This window comes from Acetobacterium paludosum (genome assembly GCF_008086595.1).
Taxonomy (GTDB): domain Bacteria; phylum Bacillota; class Clostridia; order Eubacteriales; family Eubacteriaceae; genus Acetobacterium; species Acetobacterium paludosum.
Genome location: NZ_RXYA01000002.1, coordinates 1 through 18,966 on the forward strand (window position 1 = coordinate 1; position 18,966 = coordinate 18,966).

Below are 18,966 nucleotides of genomic sequence, written 5' to 3' on the forward strand. Positions count from 1 at the left end.
ACTCCGATAATCGATTGAATCTGATGTTTCAGGATCTCCGCTCTTTCCTCGTCAGCCTCCAGAGGCAGAGCACCCGGATTGGGAAGATAGACAATTTGATTGTTCAATAGTCTTTCTTTGCACCATGGGAAGGCTGCGGTTTCATATTTTTCCGTTTCACGAATGGTCGGTTTGACATGCTCATCCAGCCAACGGTATGCATAGCTGAAGGTGTCGATGTTTTTCGAAAACGAACAAATATAGGCTCGATCAGCATTGACATAACTTCCACTGCGCTTCAGCAGATCCGTTATCTTTTTCCTGTAATCATTATGGTTAATCGTCAGAAAATCTGCGGATATATCAGAAATCATCTTTTGAAATTCTTCCTGTTTTGCATTCTCGTCAAGTCTTGAAACATAGATGTTTCTGATGATGATAGTTAAACTAATCCCAATGCCGTAAAGCAACAGACGTAAACTATAAATCCGAAACCCAACCAGCATATCAAAATCAGGAATCCTCACCCATAAAATAATCCCCATCAGTATGGTTAAAAATGCAATGGTATAAAATATCTTTTTGTTATTGAAAATCATTGTTATCATCAGAAAGAAGATTGGAACAGGCCAGATAATATTACTGAATGGTCCCGTTGAATAACTCAGCATCAACAGCGGCAATAGAATCGACAGGATGATTGCCAGTATTTTTTCCTGATTTTTTACGGTTTTGACATGATAAGGAATCGATGTAATGATTGCTCCAAGCAGAGCTAGAAAACAGCTCAACATGATACCGGTTAGTCGATCATCCGCATGGACTAGTCGAATGAAAAAATTAATAGCGCTTCCCACGGCGAGGATGGTCCCGATAAACATGAAAAGCTTCATTCTGCTGTTGGTGTTGAGAATAACCCCTTCCAGATATTCAATTTTATGCTCTTTGGGACGCATTAATCCAAATTTATGAATAATATAGAAGATCGTTGTTGCTGGAATCATGATGACAATCGGTGCCAGCGAGGGCAATTTAACTACTGAAAAAGAATTGGCCAAAACATCAGTAAAAGTACCCAGGGACAGAGCTACGCTAAAAGCAATCAACAGGTACAGCGCTTTATTTTTTGTATCATGATCTGATGATTTAAGATACCATTTTATGAGCAGTAAAAAAGATGTCGCTGAAAAGCCCAGGTAATAGAGATAAAACAGCTTTTCCAAAATGTTTTCTGATGAAACTGATGTCCAGCCTGCCACCGATTTAACCATTTGTACTTGTTCATTCGCAGTTTGAGGATATAGACAAAAAAAGAAAATAAAAAAAACAGAAGGCAGATAGAGAGTCAGAAAAAGGATTGGCCATTTCTTTTTCTGACTCCAGTTTGATTCTGTTAAAACGATGACAAAATGAAGAATGAGACTGTAGGCTACACCCCAGCCAAATACCGAAATTCGCCGCAAAAAAATCGCTTCAGCATAGGTACCGGCCGAATTGGTCGCAGCAAATGCAAATCCCCAGATTGAAAAACAGAAGCAAAGAACTGCAAACACACGGTTAAGCCGTTCTTCTTTGTTTAAAGCCAGACTGTATGCACCAAACATGACATAGATGACGAATGAGACATAAAGTAACATCGATATTAAATTTTGCAACATCATTTGACCTCCATAACAATGAAACTCACCATCAATTTCATTCCAATATTTATGTTATAAATCCATTTTATTTAATGCTCCCTTCGATTTAATTTTCTATTATACTAAATTTAACTCAACAATTTCTCAACAAAAATAGCATGAAATGGATGTTGAAATATTTACTAGGTATGGTGTTATTAATTTGACCTCATCAGCGAGCTTGATCCAAATTCTAAATAAATTGCTGCTTGATGATACGACAGAGTGCAGCTGGTCTTTTGATTTAAGACAACTAAAAAAGGATAACATCATGTCATCCTTTTTTAGTGCCTCCAATGCTTATAGACCATTGTTATTATTTGAGGGTGCTCCAACCGATCTCTCAGCAGGCAACGATTTCTTTGATCTTATATTTTTTTTCGCATCTGTATTTTGTAATCGTGGACAAGAGCTCGCCAATTTACAGCACCAGGGTCTGAATTTACAACAATTCACGTTTTATATTGTCTGTTTTATCGTCATCACTTTCAGTTTTTAAGGCACCCTTCATTCTGGGCAGCAGCAGCGCCAGTCCCAGGGCGACACCGACAATGACCGTAATGATGAGAAACAGGGAATTCACCGAGTTGTTCAGCGAATGGACAATCTGTTCCCCGGAAATGGCCCCAGTCTGGGCTGCTGACCCATACAGATCATTGGGATTAACGCCCCATTTACCAATCTGATTGAAGTACTGAATGATCTCCAGATTGAACACACTGCCGAAAATACTGATACCGATGGTTTGACCCAATGTCTTCAGCAACGAATTGGTGGCGGTTGCCGCCCCCCGCTTTCGGTAACCGACCGCCTCCTGGATGAGGATCGTCAGGGTGGTCATGGCCCCGCCGAATCCAAAACCGGCGATGGTAACGTAGGCAATCACTAACAGATAAGGGGTATCGATTCCCATCGTCGTCATCAGCAGAATCCCGATCAGCAGAATTGCGGTCGACAGGATCGTGACAATTTTTCCGCCCCGCGTGATGATCAGCTTGCCGAGGATGACGGACGCAATCAGCCAGCTGACGGACATCGACACCAGCGCAAAACCGGATACGGTGGCGCTTAATCCCAAGACATTCTGGATGTAAATGGGGATGTACACATCGACTCCGATCATGACGGCGGACACCAGAAAGCTGATGATGTTGACGAGGTTGCTGGTTCTGGTCAGAATATCCGGCGGGATAATCGGTTCAGCGGCTTTTTGCTCGATGCGATAGAACACAACCAGTAGGGAAAGGGTTCCAGCCACTGAGATCCCGATAAACAGTTTATTGAAATTCATGACCTCAGCCGACAGAAAAACATTGAAAAACACCAGCATCGCAGCCGATAATGTCACAATACCGGCATAATCGATGATCTGCTTTTTCTTTTCAAAATTTTCCTTGAGATTTCGTTGAATCAGAAAAATGGACAGAATCCCAAATGGCAGATTGATGAAGAAAATCCAATGCCAGGAAAGCAGATCGATGAAGGTTCCGCCCACGAATGGCCCCACCAGACTGGCAACGCCCCACATGGTTCCCAAACTGCCCTGTATTTTCGGGCGTTCTTCCAGTGTGAAAACATCACCCACAATGGTGTAGGTCAAAGTGAAAATCGCCCCTGCCCCCAGCCCCTGTAAGGCTCGAAAGACGATCAGCATGGTCATGTTCTGTGAAAATCCGCAGAGCGTGCTGCCGACCAGAAAAATACCGATGCCAATGGAGATCATATTTTTTCGGCCGTACAGATCCGCCAGTTTTCCGTAAATGGGGGTGGAGATAGCAGACATCAGTAAATAGGCGGAGAAAACAAAACTGATATTTTCAAACCCATTTAAATCTTTCGCAATGGTGGAGATGGCGGTGGTGACAACGGTTCCTTCCACCGCCGCCAGAAACATAGCCACCATCAAGGCGATGGTGATATTTTTTTTGTCCGTTTCCGTTCGCATCATTTATTGTCAATCCTCTCTTGTTTCAATTTCAAGCAGTCATCAGTCCGGCGCTTGCAACAACTCAACTATTATTTATATCCTTTTCATAAGCCCGTTTTTACGGGGCCACCTCTTTGGCCCATTTACCCAACTGCATTAAAATCGGGATCAAATTGACCACCGCTTCCGTCGTTGAATACTCCACCCGAACCGGCATCACATTGTATTGTTTTCGTCGTACCAGACCGTCGGCTTCCAGCTTTTTCAAAGCACTGGAGAGCATCGTATTTGTGATGCCATTCATTTTTGCTTTCAATTCATTGTAGCGAATGGGCCCGTCAATCTGAAGGGCACACAAGATTTGAATTTTCCATTTTCCGCCAATGATCTCCATTGCCGTTGACAGCGGACATTTCTGCCCACACGGACAGATGCCGTTGTTGTTTTGGCAATCCGTATCCCACTTTTTCACATCAGTATCTTCAATAATCATTTTTTTCTTACCTACCCATATATTTTTGCGCTATTGACAAACCGTACTTATAATCATAAAATTATACCATGTAGTAAATACATAGTAAATACACATTATATTCTAAGGAGGATTTTTTATTATGGAAGAAGTATTGAGTTTTTTAAAGGAAAACGGTCCGTTTTACCTGGCCAGTGTTGAAGGTACCACCCCCAAGGTTCGCCCGCTGGGTTTCTGTATGAGTTTTGAGGGAAAGATCTATTTTGGAATTGGAACCTTTAAGCCAAGCTATGCACAACTCATCGCAAATCCAGAAGTTGAAATCTCGACGACAAACAAAAAGATGGAATGGCTGCGTCTCCGCGGTGCCGCTGTTTTTGATGATAGTGAGGCCATTGCACAGCAGGCTTTCGAAGTGATGCCTCATCTGAAATCGATGTATAATGAAGAAAATGGTCGTAAACTGGGACTGTTCTATCTGAAAAATGCGGTTGCGGAAATTGCCGATATGAAGGGCGGTTTCAAAGAAATCAAATTCTAATCAACCCAAAATATCAAAAAAAGCTGTCATTCGTTTGACAGCTTTTTTTGTGCTTTGCTTTGGTTTTCATGACGTTAATCATTAACTATTCCGGTATTATATTCAAACCGCCTTTTCACACCGCATACTTCCCAATCCGATTCTTCACCAGATCCCCCACTGCCTCGGTGGCTTCAAACAAATCATTGGCATAGGCATCGGCCTTGATCCGCCCGGCATATTCGGCAGTCACCGGAGCACCGCCGACGATGACTTTCACCTGAGACCGGAGTCCCTGTTGGACCAGCGCCTCCATCAGATTGTCCAGCTCCGGCAGGGTGGTGGTGAGCAGCGAGGATAAGGCCAATACGTCCGGCTTGTGTGTGCGAACCGCATCGATAAAGGTTTCCACCGGCACATCAATGCCCAAATCGATCACCGTGTAGCCGCTGCCCTGCAGCATCATGATCACCAGATTTTTCCCGATATCGTGGAGATCACCGGCTACCGTGCCGATGGCCACGATCCCTTTGGTGGCACCAGAAAACCGTGAAATAATCGGTTCCATCACATACATGGCGGCATGGGCTGCGCGGGAGGCCATCAACACATCGGTCACGTAAATTTCGCCATCAAACATTTTCTGGCCCAGATCTTTGAAGGCCGGATTGATGGCGGTCTGAATGATTTTATCGGTTCTGAGCCCGAGTTTAAGCGCATCTTTTGTTTTATCCATGGCTGCCTGGGTTTCCCCATTTTCAATGGCTTCCTGTAATTCTGCAAATACTTTTTCCATTTTTTGCACCCTCAACGTTTATGATATTTTCTAAATTGGGTTGGCGTAACCCCTTCAAATCTGCGAAACACCTTGGTAAAATAACCGGCATCCCCATAACCCACGGTTTCGGCGATGGTCTGGATCTGATAATGGGGGTTTAGCAGCAGCTTCTTCGCTTTCTCGATCCGCACCTTCAGTACATAATCCATAATGGATATCCCTCGCTGGTCTTTGAAGATTCGGCTGGCATAGCCGGGACTCAGACAAGCCGCATCGGCAATCGCCTCCACGATCAGATTTTCTTTGTAATGGTTTTTGATATGGTCGATCATCAGGGTGATATTGGGATTTTCCGGTTTGTCCGCCGTCCGCACAAAGGCTTCCAGATAGGCATCCACCGCTTTGGAGGTGAGCATGCTGATGCTTTCAATGGAGTCGGTCTGATAAATCTCCGGGATGGCGTGATTGTTAATCGCCTGAAAGACATCGGGCGCCAACCCCATCTGACTGGCAACCCGGGCGAGGATCACTAGCAGCTCGGTCATTTTCGCCCGCATTACGGATAAATTCTGATGGGCTTCATAGCGCAGCCCGGAAAGCAGCCCTTCCAAATAGACTTTGGCCTTTTTTCCGTTTTTCTGAAACTGCACAAGGATCTCCTCCTCGTCAATCAGTGAAAAGGAATCCGCATTGTCCAGATGTTTTTCCAGCGATTTTCGGTTTTCAATTTCGGCATGGTAGAGGGTCCGTTGTCTGGCAAATTCCCGAGACTGCTGGTAATTCTCCCAGCCGGCTTTCATAATATAATTGGCCACCACATAAAGCAGATAGGCCGATGCCTGCACCTGGTTGCCGGTGACAATGGCCAGCTCCCCCACGGCTTCAAACAACTCCTCAAAGTCATTAGTTAGGGCTTGATTCATTTTTCTCAGTTCAATCCAGAAAAATTCTTCCGGCTCCCACATCAGCACCTGACCGCAGATGATCGTACCGACATGCTCATCATTTAAAACAATCGGCGCCGCCCATTCAATCAGCCCGGAAGGACACCTGAAAATATAGGGTTCACCAAACAATGCCGCCTGCTTGCCAGCCCGTTTATAGGCCGCCTGGCAGCGGTTTTTGCCACCCTCAAGGTTGTAAATAATGCGGCAGAATTTACAGCATTTTTTAATGCCCTTGCGCGGAAAAATGGAGACGCCCTCCCCATCCACAATGTTGGCCATTAAGCCGGTGGTGGTGGTGAAAGCGTCCAATATTTCCTGCAGGGTTTTGATGTCGACCAGGTCGCTGATGCGTTTTTGACTGGATTGAAAAATATCTGGTTGTATATCCATTGTTTCACCTGTAAAACTTCGTTAAATGATTTTTTATCAGTATAGCATGATTTTTCTAAAAACAATATTAAATATAAAAACTTCACCTTTTCACAACGATGAAAACAACACAGCGGGTTGAAAGTGCTGTGTTGTTTGAAACGTTTAATGGGGTTATTGTTTTTATATTCTTTACAGTTTATCCACGGTATGCCATGCTTCAATCATTGGTGCTAAACGTGGATCACCAACGAAAATTGCATTACCATTTTCATTCAACAGAGTAGGCAGGAAAATAAAATTACCTTTTGGACCATACTGTTTAGCACATCGAACAGTCTCTGCAATGATATCTTCGACAGTCGCATCATTATAGCTTGCCGGTCCTGAGGAGTCCCAGCCACCTTCCACAATCAGGCGGCCTTGGTATTTTTCCAAAATCCCATCCAGATCATTACTGACCTGTGCAGAACTCCACATTTTCGCACCCATTTCGACATAATCTTCAATGATCTTTTCACACTTTCCACAGGTATGCTGGTTAAAAATCACACCTCTGGACGTCACTGCTTCAATAATCCGCTTATGTGAGGGTTTAATAACCGAACGATAAACAGCCGGTGACATAAACAAACCATTGGCAGTGGCTAGATCATCAAAATAGGTGATTACATCCGGTTGAAAAGCATCGATAAAACGATTCATACAGGCAATTTTGTAATCGGCAAAGGCTTCAAAGAATTCCTGGCATGATTCGGGATCTTCAACCAAGGAACAAAGGGCATTTTCAAAGCCCATAAATGCCGCCAGCCGTTCAAATAAACCTGTTGGACTATAAACATTCACGATGACTTCATCCCGATTGACATCAGCCAGTTCAATTTTTGCCGCTTCCTCAATCCCCAGTGCATCCACATCCGGAAAATGAACATATTCCTTCCAATCTGCTATATCTTCAAACATAAAACGGTTGGGCTCCGGCATTTCACCTTCTTTTGTCACTACCCAATTGACCCCAAACGCATCCAGCCCACCAACTAATGGTTGATCCGCGCGATCTGCTCCGAATATGCATATTTTATAGACTTCCATTATATTCGGAATAAACTCCGGTTTTCTGCCTTCCAGCATTGCAAAAAAATTCTCTCTCTGATTCATCTATGTATCCTCCCCTTATTTTTTTTATTTTTGTTTCTTGTTCTTGCCAATTAATTCTTACATAACCAGTTCTTTAGCTTTTACTGCCGCAGACCCGGCATCAGCCGCATAACCATCAGCCCCAATTTCTGCCGCATATTCCGGGGTCACCGGGGCACCGCCAACGATCACCTTAAATCCAGTCAGTCCGCTGGCTTTAATGGTGGCAACGGCTTCTTTTAGCGCCGGCATGGTGGTGGTGAGCAGTCCCGAACAAGCTACCAAAGTAACGTTTTCATTTTCCTTGATGGCTGCCACAAATTTTTCGGCGGAAACATCCACGCCCAGATCCACCACGGTAAATCCCGCACTTTCAATCATCATCGAGACCAGGTTTTTGCCGATATCGTGAAGATCCCCGGCCACGGTTCCGATGATACAGGTTCCCAGTGAGGCTGAGTTATCGCCGGCCATTAAGGGCCGTAACACATCCACCCCTTTGGACATGGCTTTGGCTGCAATCAGCATTTCCGGTACGAAAATTTCGCCGGCTGAGAACTTCTCCCCCACCACGCTCATCGAATCCACCATCGCCTGAAGAATATCGCCCGGCTGACTGCCTGCATCCAGAGCTTCCTGGACGGCCGCCCCGATTTTCTTGGACTTACCTGCTTCCACCAATTCTTTGACTTCATTAATTTTTGACATGCTTTCTTCCTCCTATTATAGTCGATTTTATATAAATGTGTGTGAACATATTAAGGTGAACGACACGAGCAATTGCTAATTGTGTCACGTCTTTTCTCTACGGGCGGGTAATACCCGCCCCTACAATCAGGATGCTAAAGGTTTGTTTTTTAACCGCACCGTGGATCAACGAAACAGTTATGGGCAAACAGATAATGACAAACTTAAAAGGTTTATTTTTTAACCGCGCCGTGGATCCCTTGTCGGTAGGACCGGATATATTCCCCGCAATAGTCGTCTTCGCCCATCAAAGCCTCAGTGGCATAAATGATGCCCATTAAATCCCGGTCGGTGGGGTCAAGAATTCCACTGTCCATGCCGGCGGTCATAGCCATGACCGTGAATCCCATGTTGACCGACTTTCGGGCCGGCAGATTGAAGGAAATATTGCTGATGGCGCCGGTGACGTGAATGGTTGGGGATTGTTTTTTAATTTCCCGGATCACATCAGTTACCATTGCGATGCCTTCTTCCGAGGTGCAGAGCATTTCCACCAAGGGGTCGATATGCAACCGGGATGAGGCAATTCCATATTCTTTGGCTTTGACCATAATATCGGCAAACACACCCAGGCGATCTTTGGCTGTTTTGGGAATCCCTTTGTCGCTATTCAGCAGCGCGACGCATTCCCAGTCGGTGTCAGCGATGGCGGCAAAGCCCAGATCCACCTTGTCCCCTTCCATGGAGACCGAATTGAATAGTCCCGGTTTTTGGCAGAATTTCATGGCCGCAATGCAGGTGTGCACATTGGGGCTGTCCACCGCAATCGGTGTGTCGGTTACCTCCTGGACTATGTCGATCAGCCATTTCATGGTTTCCAACTCGACGTTGTTCTCCACCGATGCGCAAACATCGATAAAGTCGACCCCTGCCGCCGTCTGAGTCCGGGCCAGATTCCGAATAAAATCAGCATCCTTCTTTGCAATGGCTTTGGCGGTGGAAGGAATCGCACCATTAATTTTTTCTCCAATTATGATCATGCTTCTATTTCTCCTGTCTTTTTTTCTTTCCAACCATTTCCAGGCTGTTGAAAATGGCGATCAGTTTTTCTTCCAGCTCCAGTTGCGGAATATTGAAAACAATGAATGCCATACTGACCTGTACGCCGTCAGTGGAATTACCTTCTGATTCTAAAAGTCGGCACTCAACCTCAGCACCGGTAGCCGAAATCATCAATGATTTTTCCCTTGATGCAATAAAGCCTTTGACATGACCGATGATACCATCTCTATCCAGAACCCATGCATTCATGGCATTGAATTCTGCGGTGAGGCGTTGCTGTACCTCTTTTATCTGTTGGTTGAAGAAATTTCTTTTTCCGGATACCGCCAGGGCACCTTCATGAATGGTGGTTTCAATCCGATAGTATCGCCGTTTGGTCAAGTAGCTGCTGTTAGTCACCTTAGCCATTTTCAATCACCTTTAGAATTTCTTCATCAATCGAGCTGACCCCACTGATTCGGTACAGCGCGGCATCATCATTGAGATTTCTCAGTTCTTTTTGAAGTTCAATCAGTTCCGCTTCATTCACCAGATCGGTTTTATTGATCAGCACCACATCGGCAACTCCTAATTGGCCTTCAATCAAGTTGGCTAGTGGCACCCGTATACGTTTCCAGCGCTTGGCGTCAACAATTGTGACAATCCGGGATGCCAAACCAAGGTTACAGAAAATTGATTCGGCAATTTTATCCGGAAAAGCAACGCCGGTCGCTTCAATGATCAGCCATTCCGGATCAGCGGTACTTCTAATTTCCTGGATCCCGGTGATCAGATCGCTGTTGAGACTGCAGCAGACACAGCCGGAAAAAATATCCCGGACTTCATAACCGTTTCCACGGAGCACCTGGTCATCAATGCCTATCTGTCCGATTTCGTTTTCGATGATGGCAACCTGGGTCTTATTTTGATCTGGTGATTGCGTCACCAGATAATGGGCCAGCTGTAAAAGTACAGTGGTCTTGCCGGATCCCAAAAACCCGCCCAGTATTAATATTTTCAAGATTTCACCCTCCCGTTCTCTAGTCGATTGAATTTGTTTTTTTAACCAAACACCTCCGTTTTTGGAATATCTAAATTATATACGAATAAAAAAGCAGAATATAGGGACGAAACCGCATCATTTTATGAACATTACAGCTTTATTTAGAGGATGAACTTGAAATTTTCTAATAATGGTAAAATGCAACTGTTCAATTTTTTAGAAATAGGATTATTATGATGTTTTAAGCACTAAAATCGTTTCGCAAAGCAATCTGAAAATGACAAAACAGCAAAGTGGGATAGCGAATCACCCCGATGCCCTGTCCCACAGCGAAGTCGGCTTTTTTTGAAAACCCCGGCCACCACCAACGCGGTGAGGTAGTCGATGAACATAAACATAAACAGGGACTGCCTCGACTATCCGTTGGAACTGAATTTTGTCTGCGACGGCATCAGCTTCTGCCAGCTGATATCGACGAAATCCATCCGAGACTTTGCTAAATGATGAGATTTTATTTGTTTGGGACACGCCTTTTGAAATCACAAACAAAAAAAGGAAAGACTGCAGTTAAAAAGCTGCAGCCTTGTTGGTGCAAAATGGCCATCGTATCTTTATGATCGTTGACATAACGGTTGACCTTCATCCGGATAATCGCCGTAGTTATAGGCGGCTTCCATGACAACCCCTTCGCTTTTTTAACAGACAGGAGCGGTTTGATCACCTTATAAATAGTTCCGGCTTTTTCATTTCCGTACCTCCGTCCCCATGTTCTCCTGAAAAAATAAACCCTTTGATTGTTGAGTAGGCTTATAATATAATAAATTTATCATTATTTATGAAAATAATTCCTACTAAATTGAAAAAAGGAAATAAAGAGGAAATAAATGAAATGCAAAAAGTTTTTTACCCTTAGTTTAGAGAGTATTGATGATTCCTATGAATTTGTTCAGAAGCTGCTGCTTAAGTACAATTGCTCAAAAAGCGACATCGTCCGGGCCCAGCTTTTCGTAGAAGAGACCATTGTCCACTGGCAGAAAGGGGCTCAGGAAAATGAAAACTTTGAAATATCCCTAAGTAAGCGATTTAAAACGATCACGCTGTCTTTAAACTACTGGGGGAACCAATCCGATCCACTGACGCTGCCTGAAGAAGTGGATGATCCGGAGTTCAATCTCATTGGTCAGAATATTTTAATCGGATTATCCTCGGTTACCTACTCCTACGAAAATGGCTGTAACAATGTGTCATATACCTTAAAAGCAAAATCCGCCAACCCGGCACTGACAACAGCCATTGCTCTTGTTGCCGGGATTTTTTGCGGTTTGGCATTTCAATATTTTTCCCCAACCATCGGACTATGGCTTGCAGGCACCATCCTAAAACCCCTAATCGGAACTTTTTTTGGATTCATTAACGCCTTGGTGGTTCCCGTGCTGTTTCTTTCCACCATCGGCAGCATTTTCAACATGGATAATATGGCTCAGATGAAGCGTATTTTTCGGAGCTTACTGAGCTGGTCACTGGGAATCATTTTGGTGTCCTCCGCAATTGCCCTTTTAACCGCCTGGATATTCTTCGTGGGTGAGGGTTCCACCACATCAGGCGGAGGATCCAGTGATTTATGGAACCAAATCGGAGCGATGGTGTTTGGCATTATTCCGAACAATATCATCCAACCTTTTTTAGATGGCAACACCCTTCAAATTATGTTCCTCGCCATTGTCAGCGGAATTGTAAGGCTCACCCTTAAAGGGCGATTTCCCTTTACAACCAAAATCATTACAGAAGGCAATTTGATTTTCACAACCATATTAGACGCCGTTTGTGCCATGATGCCCTTGATTATATTTATCAACATCTTAAATATGATGATCGCCGGTAACGGTGGCGCTCTTTTGGGATCGCTCGGTTTGATTGCCATGATGATAGTGCCACTTCTTGCCCTGGTGGTGATTATGCTGCTAAGTGTGGCATTGATTGAAAAAATGAACCCCGTTACATATTTTAAAGCAGCCGGTTCATTTTTACTGATTGCCTTATCCACCGGTAGCTCAAGTGCCACCTTTGCCAGCCATACCTTGATCGCTTCTGTCAAACAGGGCGTCAGAGATTACGTGGTTAGTTTTTCAATTCCGGTCGGTGCACTCTTTAACAAACAGTTTGCAATCCCCATATGGTTATTAATTTCCCTGTTTGTAGCCAACATTTATGGGACATCGTTTACCATAGCGGAAATCGTTCCCGTGGTCATCCTCTGTATGATTCTCTCTGTTGCGGTACCACCGTCTCCAGGGATTGGGCCTTTTCTTTTCACCATTATTTTCAACCTCCTGAATATTCCCCTGGACGGGTTGGCACTGGCAGTGACCATTGCCATCTTTATGAATTACCCGGCCACTGCAGGCCATGTGATGGTGACAAATATCGGTATGCTGCACACCGAACACATGCTTTCTGCAAAGGAAATCAAGGTTCTGTAAAGGGTTGGCGCCGCGAGGCTCCGTCTACTCGTCCCGGGGCTTTTAGGAAAGGTGTTCAATCAGCTGGATTTTTAGGCCATTGGGATCGGTGATAAAGAAAAAGCGGATCTGTGGGGCGGGCTGAAAGGGTCCGCTGTGAATGGCAATGCCTTTTTTCTGCAAAGCCGCCATGGTCGCATCAACCGAAGCCACGGCAAAACCCAGGGAGATGCTCTGGCCCATATCAAATTCAGTCACAGCCTTGTTGCAGACCAGCTCCAGCTTGGTTTCGCCATCGCCTAAAAAGGCCAGCTCCATCTGGGGGCCAGCCGGTTGGCGGCTCGCCAGGGTCAGTCCCAGCACCTCGGTATAGAAGTTTAAGGATTCGTCCATATTTTTTACAGTTAGGGTTACCCATGATAGGTTCATAATGTTCTCCTTTAAATTTTAAGATTTAATTTTACTTTCGCAATAGTCTCTGCGAAAATCGGATGATCAACGCCATTTGAAGTATTGTTTCATAATGTTATTGGTTGCGATTCGCTCTTTTGAAAAATATTCAATGTTATATTTAATAACTGGGATCTTCATCAGTTCAAGCCAACCATTATAAACACCATCGATAAAGGCCTGGCGCCACTCTGGCATTCGTTCAATCAGTACACAGCCATGAATCTGCTCTTTTTCAATCACAATTGAGAATTCACCATTTTCGATATGAGGTTCAAAGGGGTAGGTTCGGCATTGAATGGGACGATGGTCTCTCAGACAACCTTCTGCCAGATGGCAATAGATATAATAATATTTCTTAATTTTAGGGGGCATATCATACTGCAAATGACTGTGCAGCTCATAATCGGCAACGACCTCAGATTGCATATATTCATATTCAAGGGGTAATAAATACATGCCCAATCGCTTACCGTCGGCGTCGTTACGGCGGCAACAATGATAGCCACAACATTCACCACAATTACCCGCTATGATTGCTTCATCCATCAAATGATATGCTTCTTTAAAAATTGCTTGATAGTCCGTTCTCATTAATTTATTATTTTTATCTGACACCGCTGCTCCACCTTCTTAATCCATAAATATTTTCTTCACATGTTCCGACTCAGATCCTCGCCAAGGCGTATTTACCAATCCATGGCTTCGACAGCTTTTCTGACTCCTCCCAGTTTACCGGAGATGGTTTCGCAAGGGATAAGGCTGGTTAAAATTTAACTTTTTCCTTTCTGGCCGTTCCACATTGTACCGGTGGTTGGTCTACCTTACCTGGTGGGCTTCGCATCCACTATCTGCTACGACCTGGCTCAGCCACTCTACCTAGTACCGTCAAGATTAAGTTTATAAATTAGTGTCAGGCACGGGTCTCATTTGCTATTGAAACTGCCAATTCCCGTAAATTAATGGCCTCAGGACAAAACTCCGGGTTCTTTTTACGCAAAGTGCTCATATAATCGATATCCAACTCACCCAACTTTTGAAAATAACAGTTTATCCGGTGATTTAAGAACAGGTTATTCATCTGAAAACTAATTGGCACCGAAAAATCAACGTGTTCATAAAATAACCCCTTTTCCGTAAAAGGCGGCGGATATTCAGATGCCGGCAGGGTTGGGATAAAATCATGAACATTAAAAATTCGGTAGCTATTTTTAACATGCGTGTTGTAAGCGCCCACAAAATCCGGATCTCCCGGTCGACCCGCAGCATAAGTGTAAACAACAAGGTCTATATTCGGTATATTGACAGCAAAGTCCAGAGCTGCCATGATGGCAAGATCCCCTCCCAGACTATGGCCGGTTAGATAGAGTCTTTTGCCTTCCGGAAGTTTCCGTACAATCTCGATCAACTCTTCGCGCATCGACTGATAAACCCGGGTAATTCCTCTATGGCTGTTGCCGACATTTTCCACATAGGGAAATGGAGTCTGAAAAAGATCGAGATCAGAATCCAGATTCAGAGTCGAATCCGATCCACGAAAAGCCAGAACAATCCGATTCTCAGACTCCGCGATGAAGCCAAACTTTTCTTCTGCTTTTTCAGTCACCCCTGCCATACCGCTGAATGAGCAGCAAAGTTCAAACCCCATTGGCAGATTTAATTTATTTTGATCAAAAAACGGATAGGTCTGATAACAGAAACCCGCGAATAAAATGGCATCCTGTTTGTTATAGGATTCAGTTTGCTTCATTTGCTTCATTTGTTTTCTCCTTAAATTTCAAGATCGTTTATAGTTAATTTGAGCCCGGCACCGTCAGTGTTATAAAGAATATTCCTCCATATCTTAATTTAAACCGATATCTTTCTCCCTTGGTCATCTCAAAGATCTTGCTGTCTTCTTCTTTTAAATCCTTCTGTTCGATTTTTCTAATCATCCTTAACCTCATAAATTCTTGAATCCTTATTGTCCAGTCTCTAACAGCAATTCCTTCCGATCAATTATGCTGTCGTTATCAAGAATGGAAAATAAAAATGGGTAGAAACATTAAATTTCAAACTGGAAATACCTATGATGTCTCAATAAGTTAAGTTGAATAAGTTAAGGGGCAGGCACCGGTCACTGAAATACTCGACAGCCAGAAAAGATAACTGATCCCATCAATTGCTTTTCCAAAATAAGGATCTTTATTTTTAACGATCATCACTACCGCTGCGGCAATTAACAGGGTATAAATTAAACCCCAGATACTAAATGTCGATGGTGCCGGTGTTATCAAGGTCATATACCGGTCTGATAAATCCTTTTGGGACAACCCATTGAAAAACCTGAAAGCGCCCAAACCATTAATAACCAGTGTACTCATGAGTAGGATCAACCCAATCCATGATTTTGTTAGTCGATTCATTGCATTCACCTCTTCTTCAAATTTTTCTTATTATATACCACTTATAATGGGAATTATAGTTGTAAATGGTCAGCTTTTCAAAACACTCATAAGCGGATTGAGGAATTTTTCTCGAAAGTATCTTCTGCTTTTTATGCCAATAAATACCTGAATCTCGCTACCTGATCTTGCTATTTCACAAAATTCCAGAATTATTTTAGTTTGTGAATTTTCATCCACAGCTTGATCACTAGCTTGGTCACTAAATTGCTAAGTGGTGCCTGGCACCAAGACCTGATTTTAGTTGCTATTCTGGGTAGTTAATCAATAAAGTTTGTTGTGAGATTAGAGCGAGCATATTTATTCGTGTTATTGTATAGATTTACACGTGCCTTCGTTTTTCGGAGGTTTCACAGGCACCGAGGCGAAAACCACCGTCCCCATGTGTCCTTCTAGAGCAATCAAATTTTTCTATCTTTTTGATCATTCTATTGTTATAATCATGACAACCGCAACTTGATCTGTTGAAAAGGAGTTATTATGAAAAAACATGAACTACGAACATTGGTTATAATTGTTGGTTTTGTTTTGGTCGTAACCGTCACCCTCTCTTGGCTCAACAAACCCAGTCCGACAATGGATTATGACGATGATTTCAGTAAGCTTACCTGGACAATGGCTTTTGAAGAATTACATCAAACCCTGTCAACAGAATATGCTTTTACCGATTGGAAAGCCATCAACTGGAACAAACTGCATCAGAAATATCTGGCCAAAATTGTAAAAGCACAGCTAGATCAGGACTTTAATGCCTATTATCTCAGTCTTCGTGCTTATCTCAATGAGATCCCTGATGGACATGTACGGATGAATAATCTCAAAGAAATTGATGACCAGTACATTGGCGGCGGTTTTGGCCTGGCCTTGGCAAAAATCAATGATGGCAAGGTCATTGTCTCTTGGGTGGACGAATCCAGTCAAGCCTGGGTAGCCGGGATTCGTCCCGGAGATATGCTACTTTCCTGGAACGGCCAGCCAATTAATGAGGCGATAGACAACGCTTCCACCCTTTTTGGGGGGACATCGGCAACAACTGAGTATTTAGAACTAAAAAAAGCCGCTTATCTTGTCCGCGAACCAGTGGGCACCGAAATTCAGTTAAGCTATCAAACGCCAGCATCTACCCCAGCCGCTTCGCTTTCGCTGGTGGCGTATGATGATAATGGCTTATCCTTAAGAAAAAACTATCCCGATTCTGTGGTTTCCAATAAATTGCGGGATATGTTTATCGGTGTCGACAATCCCGATCCGATCCCGGATGCCATGGTTGAATCTAAGATGCTCGATGACCGCATCAGCTATCTCAAAATTTTAGGAGAATTAGATGCCGATTTTCAGGAAACCGGCACCCTTATGTCAACCCTGGAATTGGTAAATAAGGCGATTGATACCGCTCACCAGAACAATGCTCAGGGGCTCATCCTCGATCTTCGCAATAACATCGGTGGACTTGATCAAATGACTGCTGATATTTTAGGTCATTTTTATCAGCAGCAAACATTTTTTGAATATCAGAATCTCTACAATCCGGACACCAACACCTTTGAACTTCAATCAATGGATGACGGCTCGCAGGCATTATCGATCGAACCGTCCGAACCATACTTTAACGGTCAAATCATTGTCCTGATCAATCCCAAGTGCATCAGTTCTGGTGAAGGGCTTGCTATGGGGATGCAAAATCTGCCCAATGCCGAAACATTAGGTTTTTATGGAACCAATGGTTCTTTTGGGTTAGCCGGTGCTGAAGCAAAAATGCCCGGAGAACTCACCGTTCACTGGCCATCTGGACAATCATTAAATGAGCACAAAATAATTCAATTGGATAGCCAGCATGGCATTGGCGGTGTCAGCCCCGATATCCGGCTGTCAATGACCGCTCAAAATGCCATTCATCTTGCCAACGGCGAAGATGTCGAATTAGCCGAAGCAATTAAAGCGCTGCACAACAAACTGGGCAATTAATCGCCTTTATTTAATAGTATCACGATCACTGTCGTGAATTATAAAAACGGCCTGATCATTATTAAAAATGTCCCCTGTAAGTTAAGGGTGCCTGGGTTTAGGTTTAAGCGTATGTTCTGCTTCGGGCTGGTTGGTTTATCGGGAATGGTCAGTTTGAGCAAACCACCTTTAATAAGCGGATTGAGGATTTTTTCTTGAAAGTATCTTCTGCTTTTTATGCCAATAAATACCTGAATCTCGCTACCTGATCTTGCTATTTCACAAAATTCCAGAATTATTTTAGTTTGTGAATTTTCATCCACAGCTTGGTCACTAACTTGCATGGTAGCCTGGTCACTGGCTTGCGTGGTCAGTGGGATAATCGTTCGGAAGACATCCCCTTCCATAAAAATCGGGTCAGCTCCCGAATAGATTTTATTGTATTTATAGGTGTTACGGACGCCGGATCCCAGTTCATCAACCAATCCGATTTCTTTAAAGAAGCGGGCAATAGTGGGATTCTTAGGATAGGGCGAGAAATTGTCAGGATCAATCAACCCGTTGCCGTGAGGCTTGTTGCTGTTTTCTGTCACCACCCGATCTTTTTCAATGATCAACTTGGCCGGAAACGGATTGGCAAATTCCCGATGAATCAGCAGATTGGAAACTACCTCTCGGAAAATTTTATCCCGCAGACTGATGTGCCGATCCCCTTCCAGATAAAAGGTGTCGTTGAGATGCTTATTGATAAACTGCATCAGCCGTTCATAACTCTCCAGCAGATTCACCCGGATATCATCGCGGTCGTCGTAGCGGACCAGATTGATTTTGCGCAGCAGCGTATCGGTACGGTGATGGGGCAAGGCGGCCAGAATCAGCTCCGGTTTGCCAAAAATGAGAATCCCGGCCAGGGTCCGCCCCTCTTTGTTGTTTTGGAGATCTTTCAAATAGAGCCGGCACTTTTTTACATTTCCAGATCAGCAGCTCAGCGTTGAGGTCAGACAGTTCTGCAAAAGGGAAAATGCGGTTTTCGGTATAACTCCCCTGCTTGCGGATAAACAAACCGGAAACGAGGTTGGTGTTGTCGGTAATATCCAAATCGCCATCCTCGTTGCGGTCATAAACCCGGC

19 protein-coding genes are annotated in these 18,966 nt (G+C 43.9%); 3 read left to right on the plus strand and 16 right to left on the minus strand.

What is annotated here, in order from left to right; translation table 11 throughout:
* The 3 genes from FZC41_RS02050 to FZC41_RS02060 form a co-directional block, all read right to left on the minus strand.
* Positions 1-1,640 (minus strand): histidine kinase N-terminal 7TM domain-containing protein (locus tag FZC41_RS02050; protein ID WP_148565735.1); only part of this gene is annotated, 1,640 nt, incomplete at its 3' end.
* A gap of 460 nt (positions 1,641-2,100) precedes the next feature.
* A complete protein-coding gene (locus tag FZC41_RS02055; protein ID WP_243136633.1) occupies positions 2,101-3,606 on the minus strand; it encodes an MDR family MFS transporter in 1,506 nt (501 codons plus the stop codon).
* 97 nt (positions 3,607-3,703) lie between these two features.
* Positions 3,704-4,078: a winged helix-turn-helix transcriptional regulator gene (locus tag FZC41_RS02060; RefSeq protein WP_148565736.1), complete on the minus strand. Its 375-nt coding sequence runs from the start codon at positions 4,076-4,078 to the stop codon at positions 3,704-3,706.
* 121 nt (positions 4,079-4,199) lie between these two features.
* On the opposite strand from FZC41_RS02060, the gene FZC41_RS02065 reads away from it, so the two are divergent.
* Positions 4,200-4,598, plus strand: a complete 399-nt coding sequence (locus FZC41_RS02065) for a pyridoxamine 5'-phosphate oxidase family protein (RefSeq protein WP_148565737.1) — start codon at positions 4,200-4,202, stop codon at positions 4,596-4,598.
* Between the two features lie 115 nt (positions 4,599-4,713).
* On the opposite strand, the gene FZC41_RS02070 is transcribed toward FZC41_RS02065, so the two are convergent.
* The 7 genes from FZC41_RS02070 to FZC41_RS02100 form a co-directional block, all read right to left on the minus strand.
* Positions 4,714-5,382 carry a cobalamin B12-binding domain-containing protein gene (locus tag FZC41_RS02070; protein ID WP_243136646.1) on the minus strand — a complete coding sequence of 223 codons (669 nt, stop codon included), beginning with the start codon at positions 5,380-5,382 and terminating at the stop codon, positions 4,714-4,716.
* A gap of 2 nt (positions 5,383-5,384) precedes the next feature.
* Entirely contained in the window at positions 5,385-6,692 is a 1,308-nt protein-coding gene (locus FZC41_RS02075) for a PocR ligand-binding domain-containing protein (RefSeq protein WP_148565738.1), read from the minus strand.
* A 171-nt stretch (positions 6,693-6,863) separates the two neighbouring features.
* The gene (locus FZC41_RS02080; RefSeq protein WP_148565739.1) at positions 6,864-7,829 is read right to left on the minus strand and encodes a uroporphyrinogen decarboxylase family protein; all 966 of its coding nucleotides are present in this window, start codon (positions 7,827-7,829) and stop codon (positions 6,864-6,866) included.
* A gap of 57 nt (positions 7,830-7,886) precedes the next feature.
* Complete coding sequence (locus FZC41_RS02085) at positions 7,887-8,516, minus strand: corrinoid protein (RefSeq protein ID WP_148565740.1); 630 nt, start codon at positions 8,514-8,516, stop codon at positions 7,887-7,889.
* A 212-nt stretch (positions 8,517-8,728) separates the two neighbouring features.
* Positions 8,729-9,535: a methyltetrahydrofolate cobalamin methyltransferase gene (locus FZC41_RS02090; RefSeq protein WP_148565741.1), complete on the minus strand. Its 807-nt coding sequence runs from the start codon at positions 9,533-9,535 to the stop codon at positions 8,729-8,731.
* Between the two features lie 4 nt (positions 9,536-9,539).
* Positions 9,540-9,965, minus strand: coding sequence for a hypothetical protein (locus tag FZC41_RS02095; RefSeq protein ID WP_148565742.1), 426 nt, complete (start codon positions 9,963-9,965; stop codon positions 9,540-9,542).
* The gene (locus FZC41_RS02100) at positions 9,958-10,557 is read right to left on the minus strand and encodes a CobW family GTP-binding protein (protein ID WP_148565743.1); all 600 of its coding nucleotides are present in this window, start codon (positions 10,555-10,557) and stop codon (positions 9,958-9,960) included. Before FZC41_RS02100 ends, FZC41_RS02095 begins: the two co-directional genes overlap by 8 nt.
* An 866-nt stretch (positions 10,558-11,423) precedes the next feature.
* Here FZC41_RS02100 and FZC41_RS02105 point away from each other — a divergent pair.
* Positions 11,424-13,019, plus strand: coding sequence for a dicarboxylate/amino acid:cation symporter (locus FZC41_RS02105; protein WP_148565744.1), 1,596 nt, complete (start codon positions 11,424-11,426; stop codon positions 13,017-13,019).
* A gap of 42 nt (positions 13,020-13,061) precedes the next feature.
* On the opposite strand, the gene FZC41_RS02110 is transcribed toward FZC41_RS02105, so the two are convergent.
* From FZC41_RS02110 to FZC41_RS02125, 5 genes are all read right to left on the minus strand, one after another.
* Positions 13,062-13,427, minus strand: coding sequence for a VOC family protein (locus FZC41_RS02110; RefSeq protein ID WP_148565745.1), 366 nt, complete (start codon positions 13,425-13,427; stop codon positions 13,062-13,064).
* A 66-nt stretch (positions 13,428-13,493) separates the two neighbouring features.
* Positions 13,494-14,066, minus strand: coding sequence for a hypothetical protein (locus FZC41_RS02115; protein ID WP_148565746.1), 573 nt, complete (start codon positions 14,064-14,066; stop codon positions 13,494-13,496).
* Between the two features lie 295 nt (positions 14,067-14,361).
* Positions 14,362-15,207, minus strand: coding sequence for a lipase family protein (locus FZC41_RS02120; RefSeq protein WP_243136634.1), 846 nt, complete (start codon positions 15,205-15,207; stop codon positions 14,362-14,364).
* Between the two features lie 34 nt (positions 15,208-15,241).
* Positions 15,242-15,382, minus strand: a complete 141-nt coding sequence (locus FZC41_RS17180; protein WP_170253808.1) for a hypothetical protein — start codon at positions 15,380-15,382, stop codon at positions 15,242-15,244.
* A gap of 150 nt (positions 15,383-15,532) precedes the next feature.
* The gene (locus tag FZC41_RS02125; RefSeq protein ID WP_148565747.1) at positions 15,533-15,853 is read right to left on the minus strand and encodes a hypothetical protein; all 321 of its coding nucleotides are present in this window, start codon (positions 15,851-15,853) and stop codon (positions 15,533-15,535) included.
* 519 nt (positions 15,854-16,372) lie between these two features.
* Here FZC41_RS02125 and FZC41_RS02130 point away from each other — a divergent pair.
* The gene (locus FZC41_RS02130) at positions 16,373-17,857 is read left to right on the plus strand and encodes a S41 family peptidase (protein ID WP_148565748.1); all 1,485 of its coding nucleotides are present in this window, start codon (positions 16,373-16,375) and stop codon (positions 17,855-17,857) included.
* Between the two features lie 38 nt (positions 17,858-17,895).
* On the opposite strand, the gene FZC41_RS17580 is transcribed toward FZC41_RS02130, so the two are convergent.
* Positions 17,896-18,783 carry a Fic family protein gene (locus tag FZC41_RS17580; RefSeq protein ID WP_243136635.1) on the minus strand — a complete coding sequence of 296 codons (888 nt, stop codon included), beginning with the start codon at positions 18,781-18,783 and terminating at the stop codon, positions 17,896-17,898.
* Positions 18,784-18,966 lie beyond the last annotated feature (183 nt).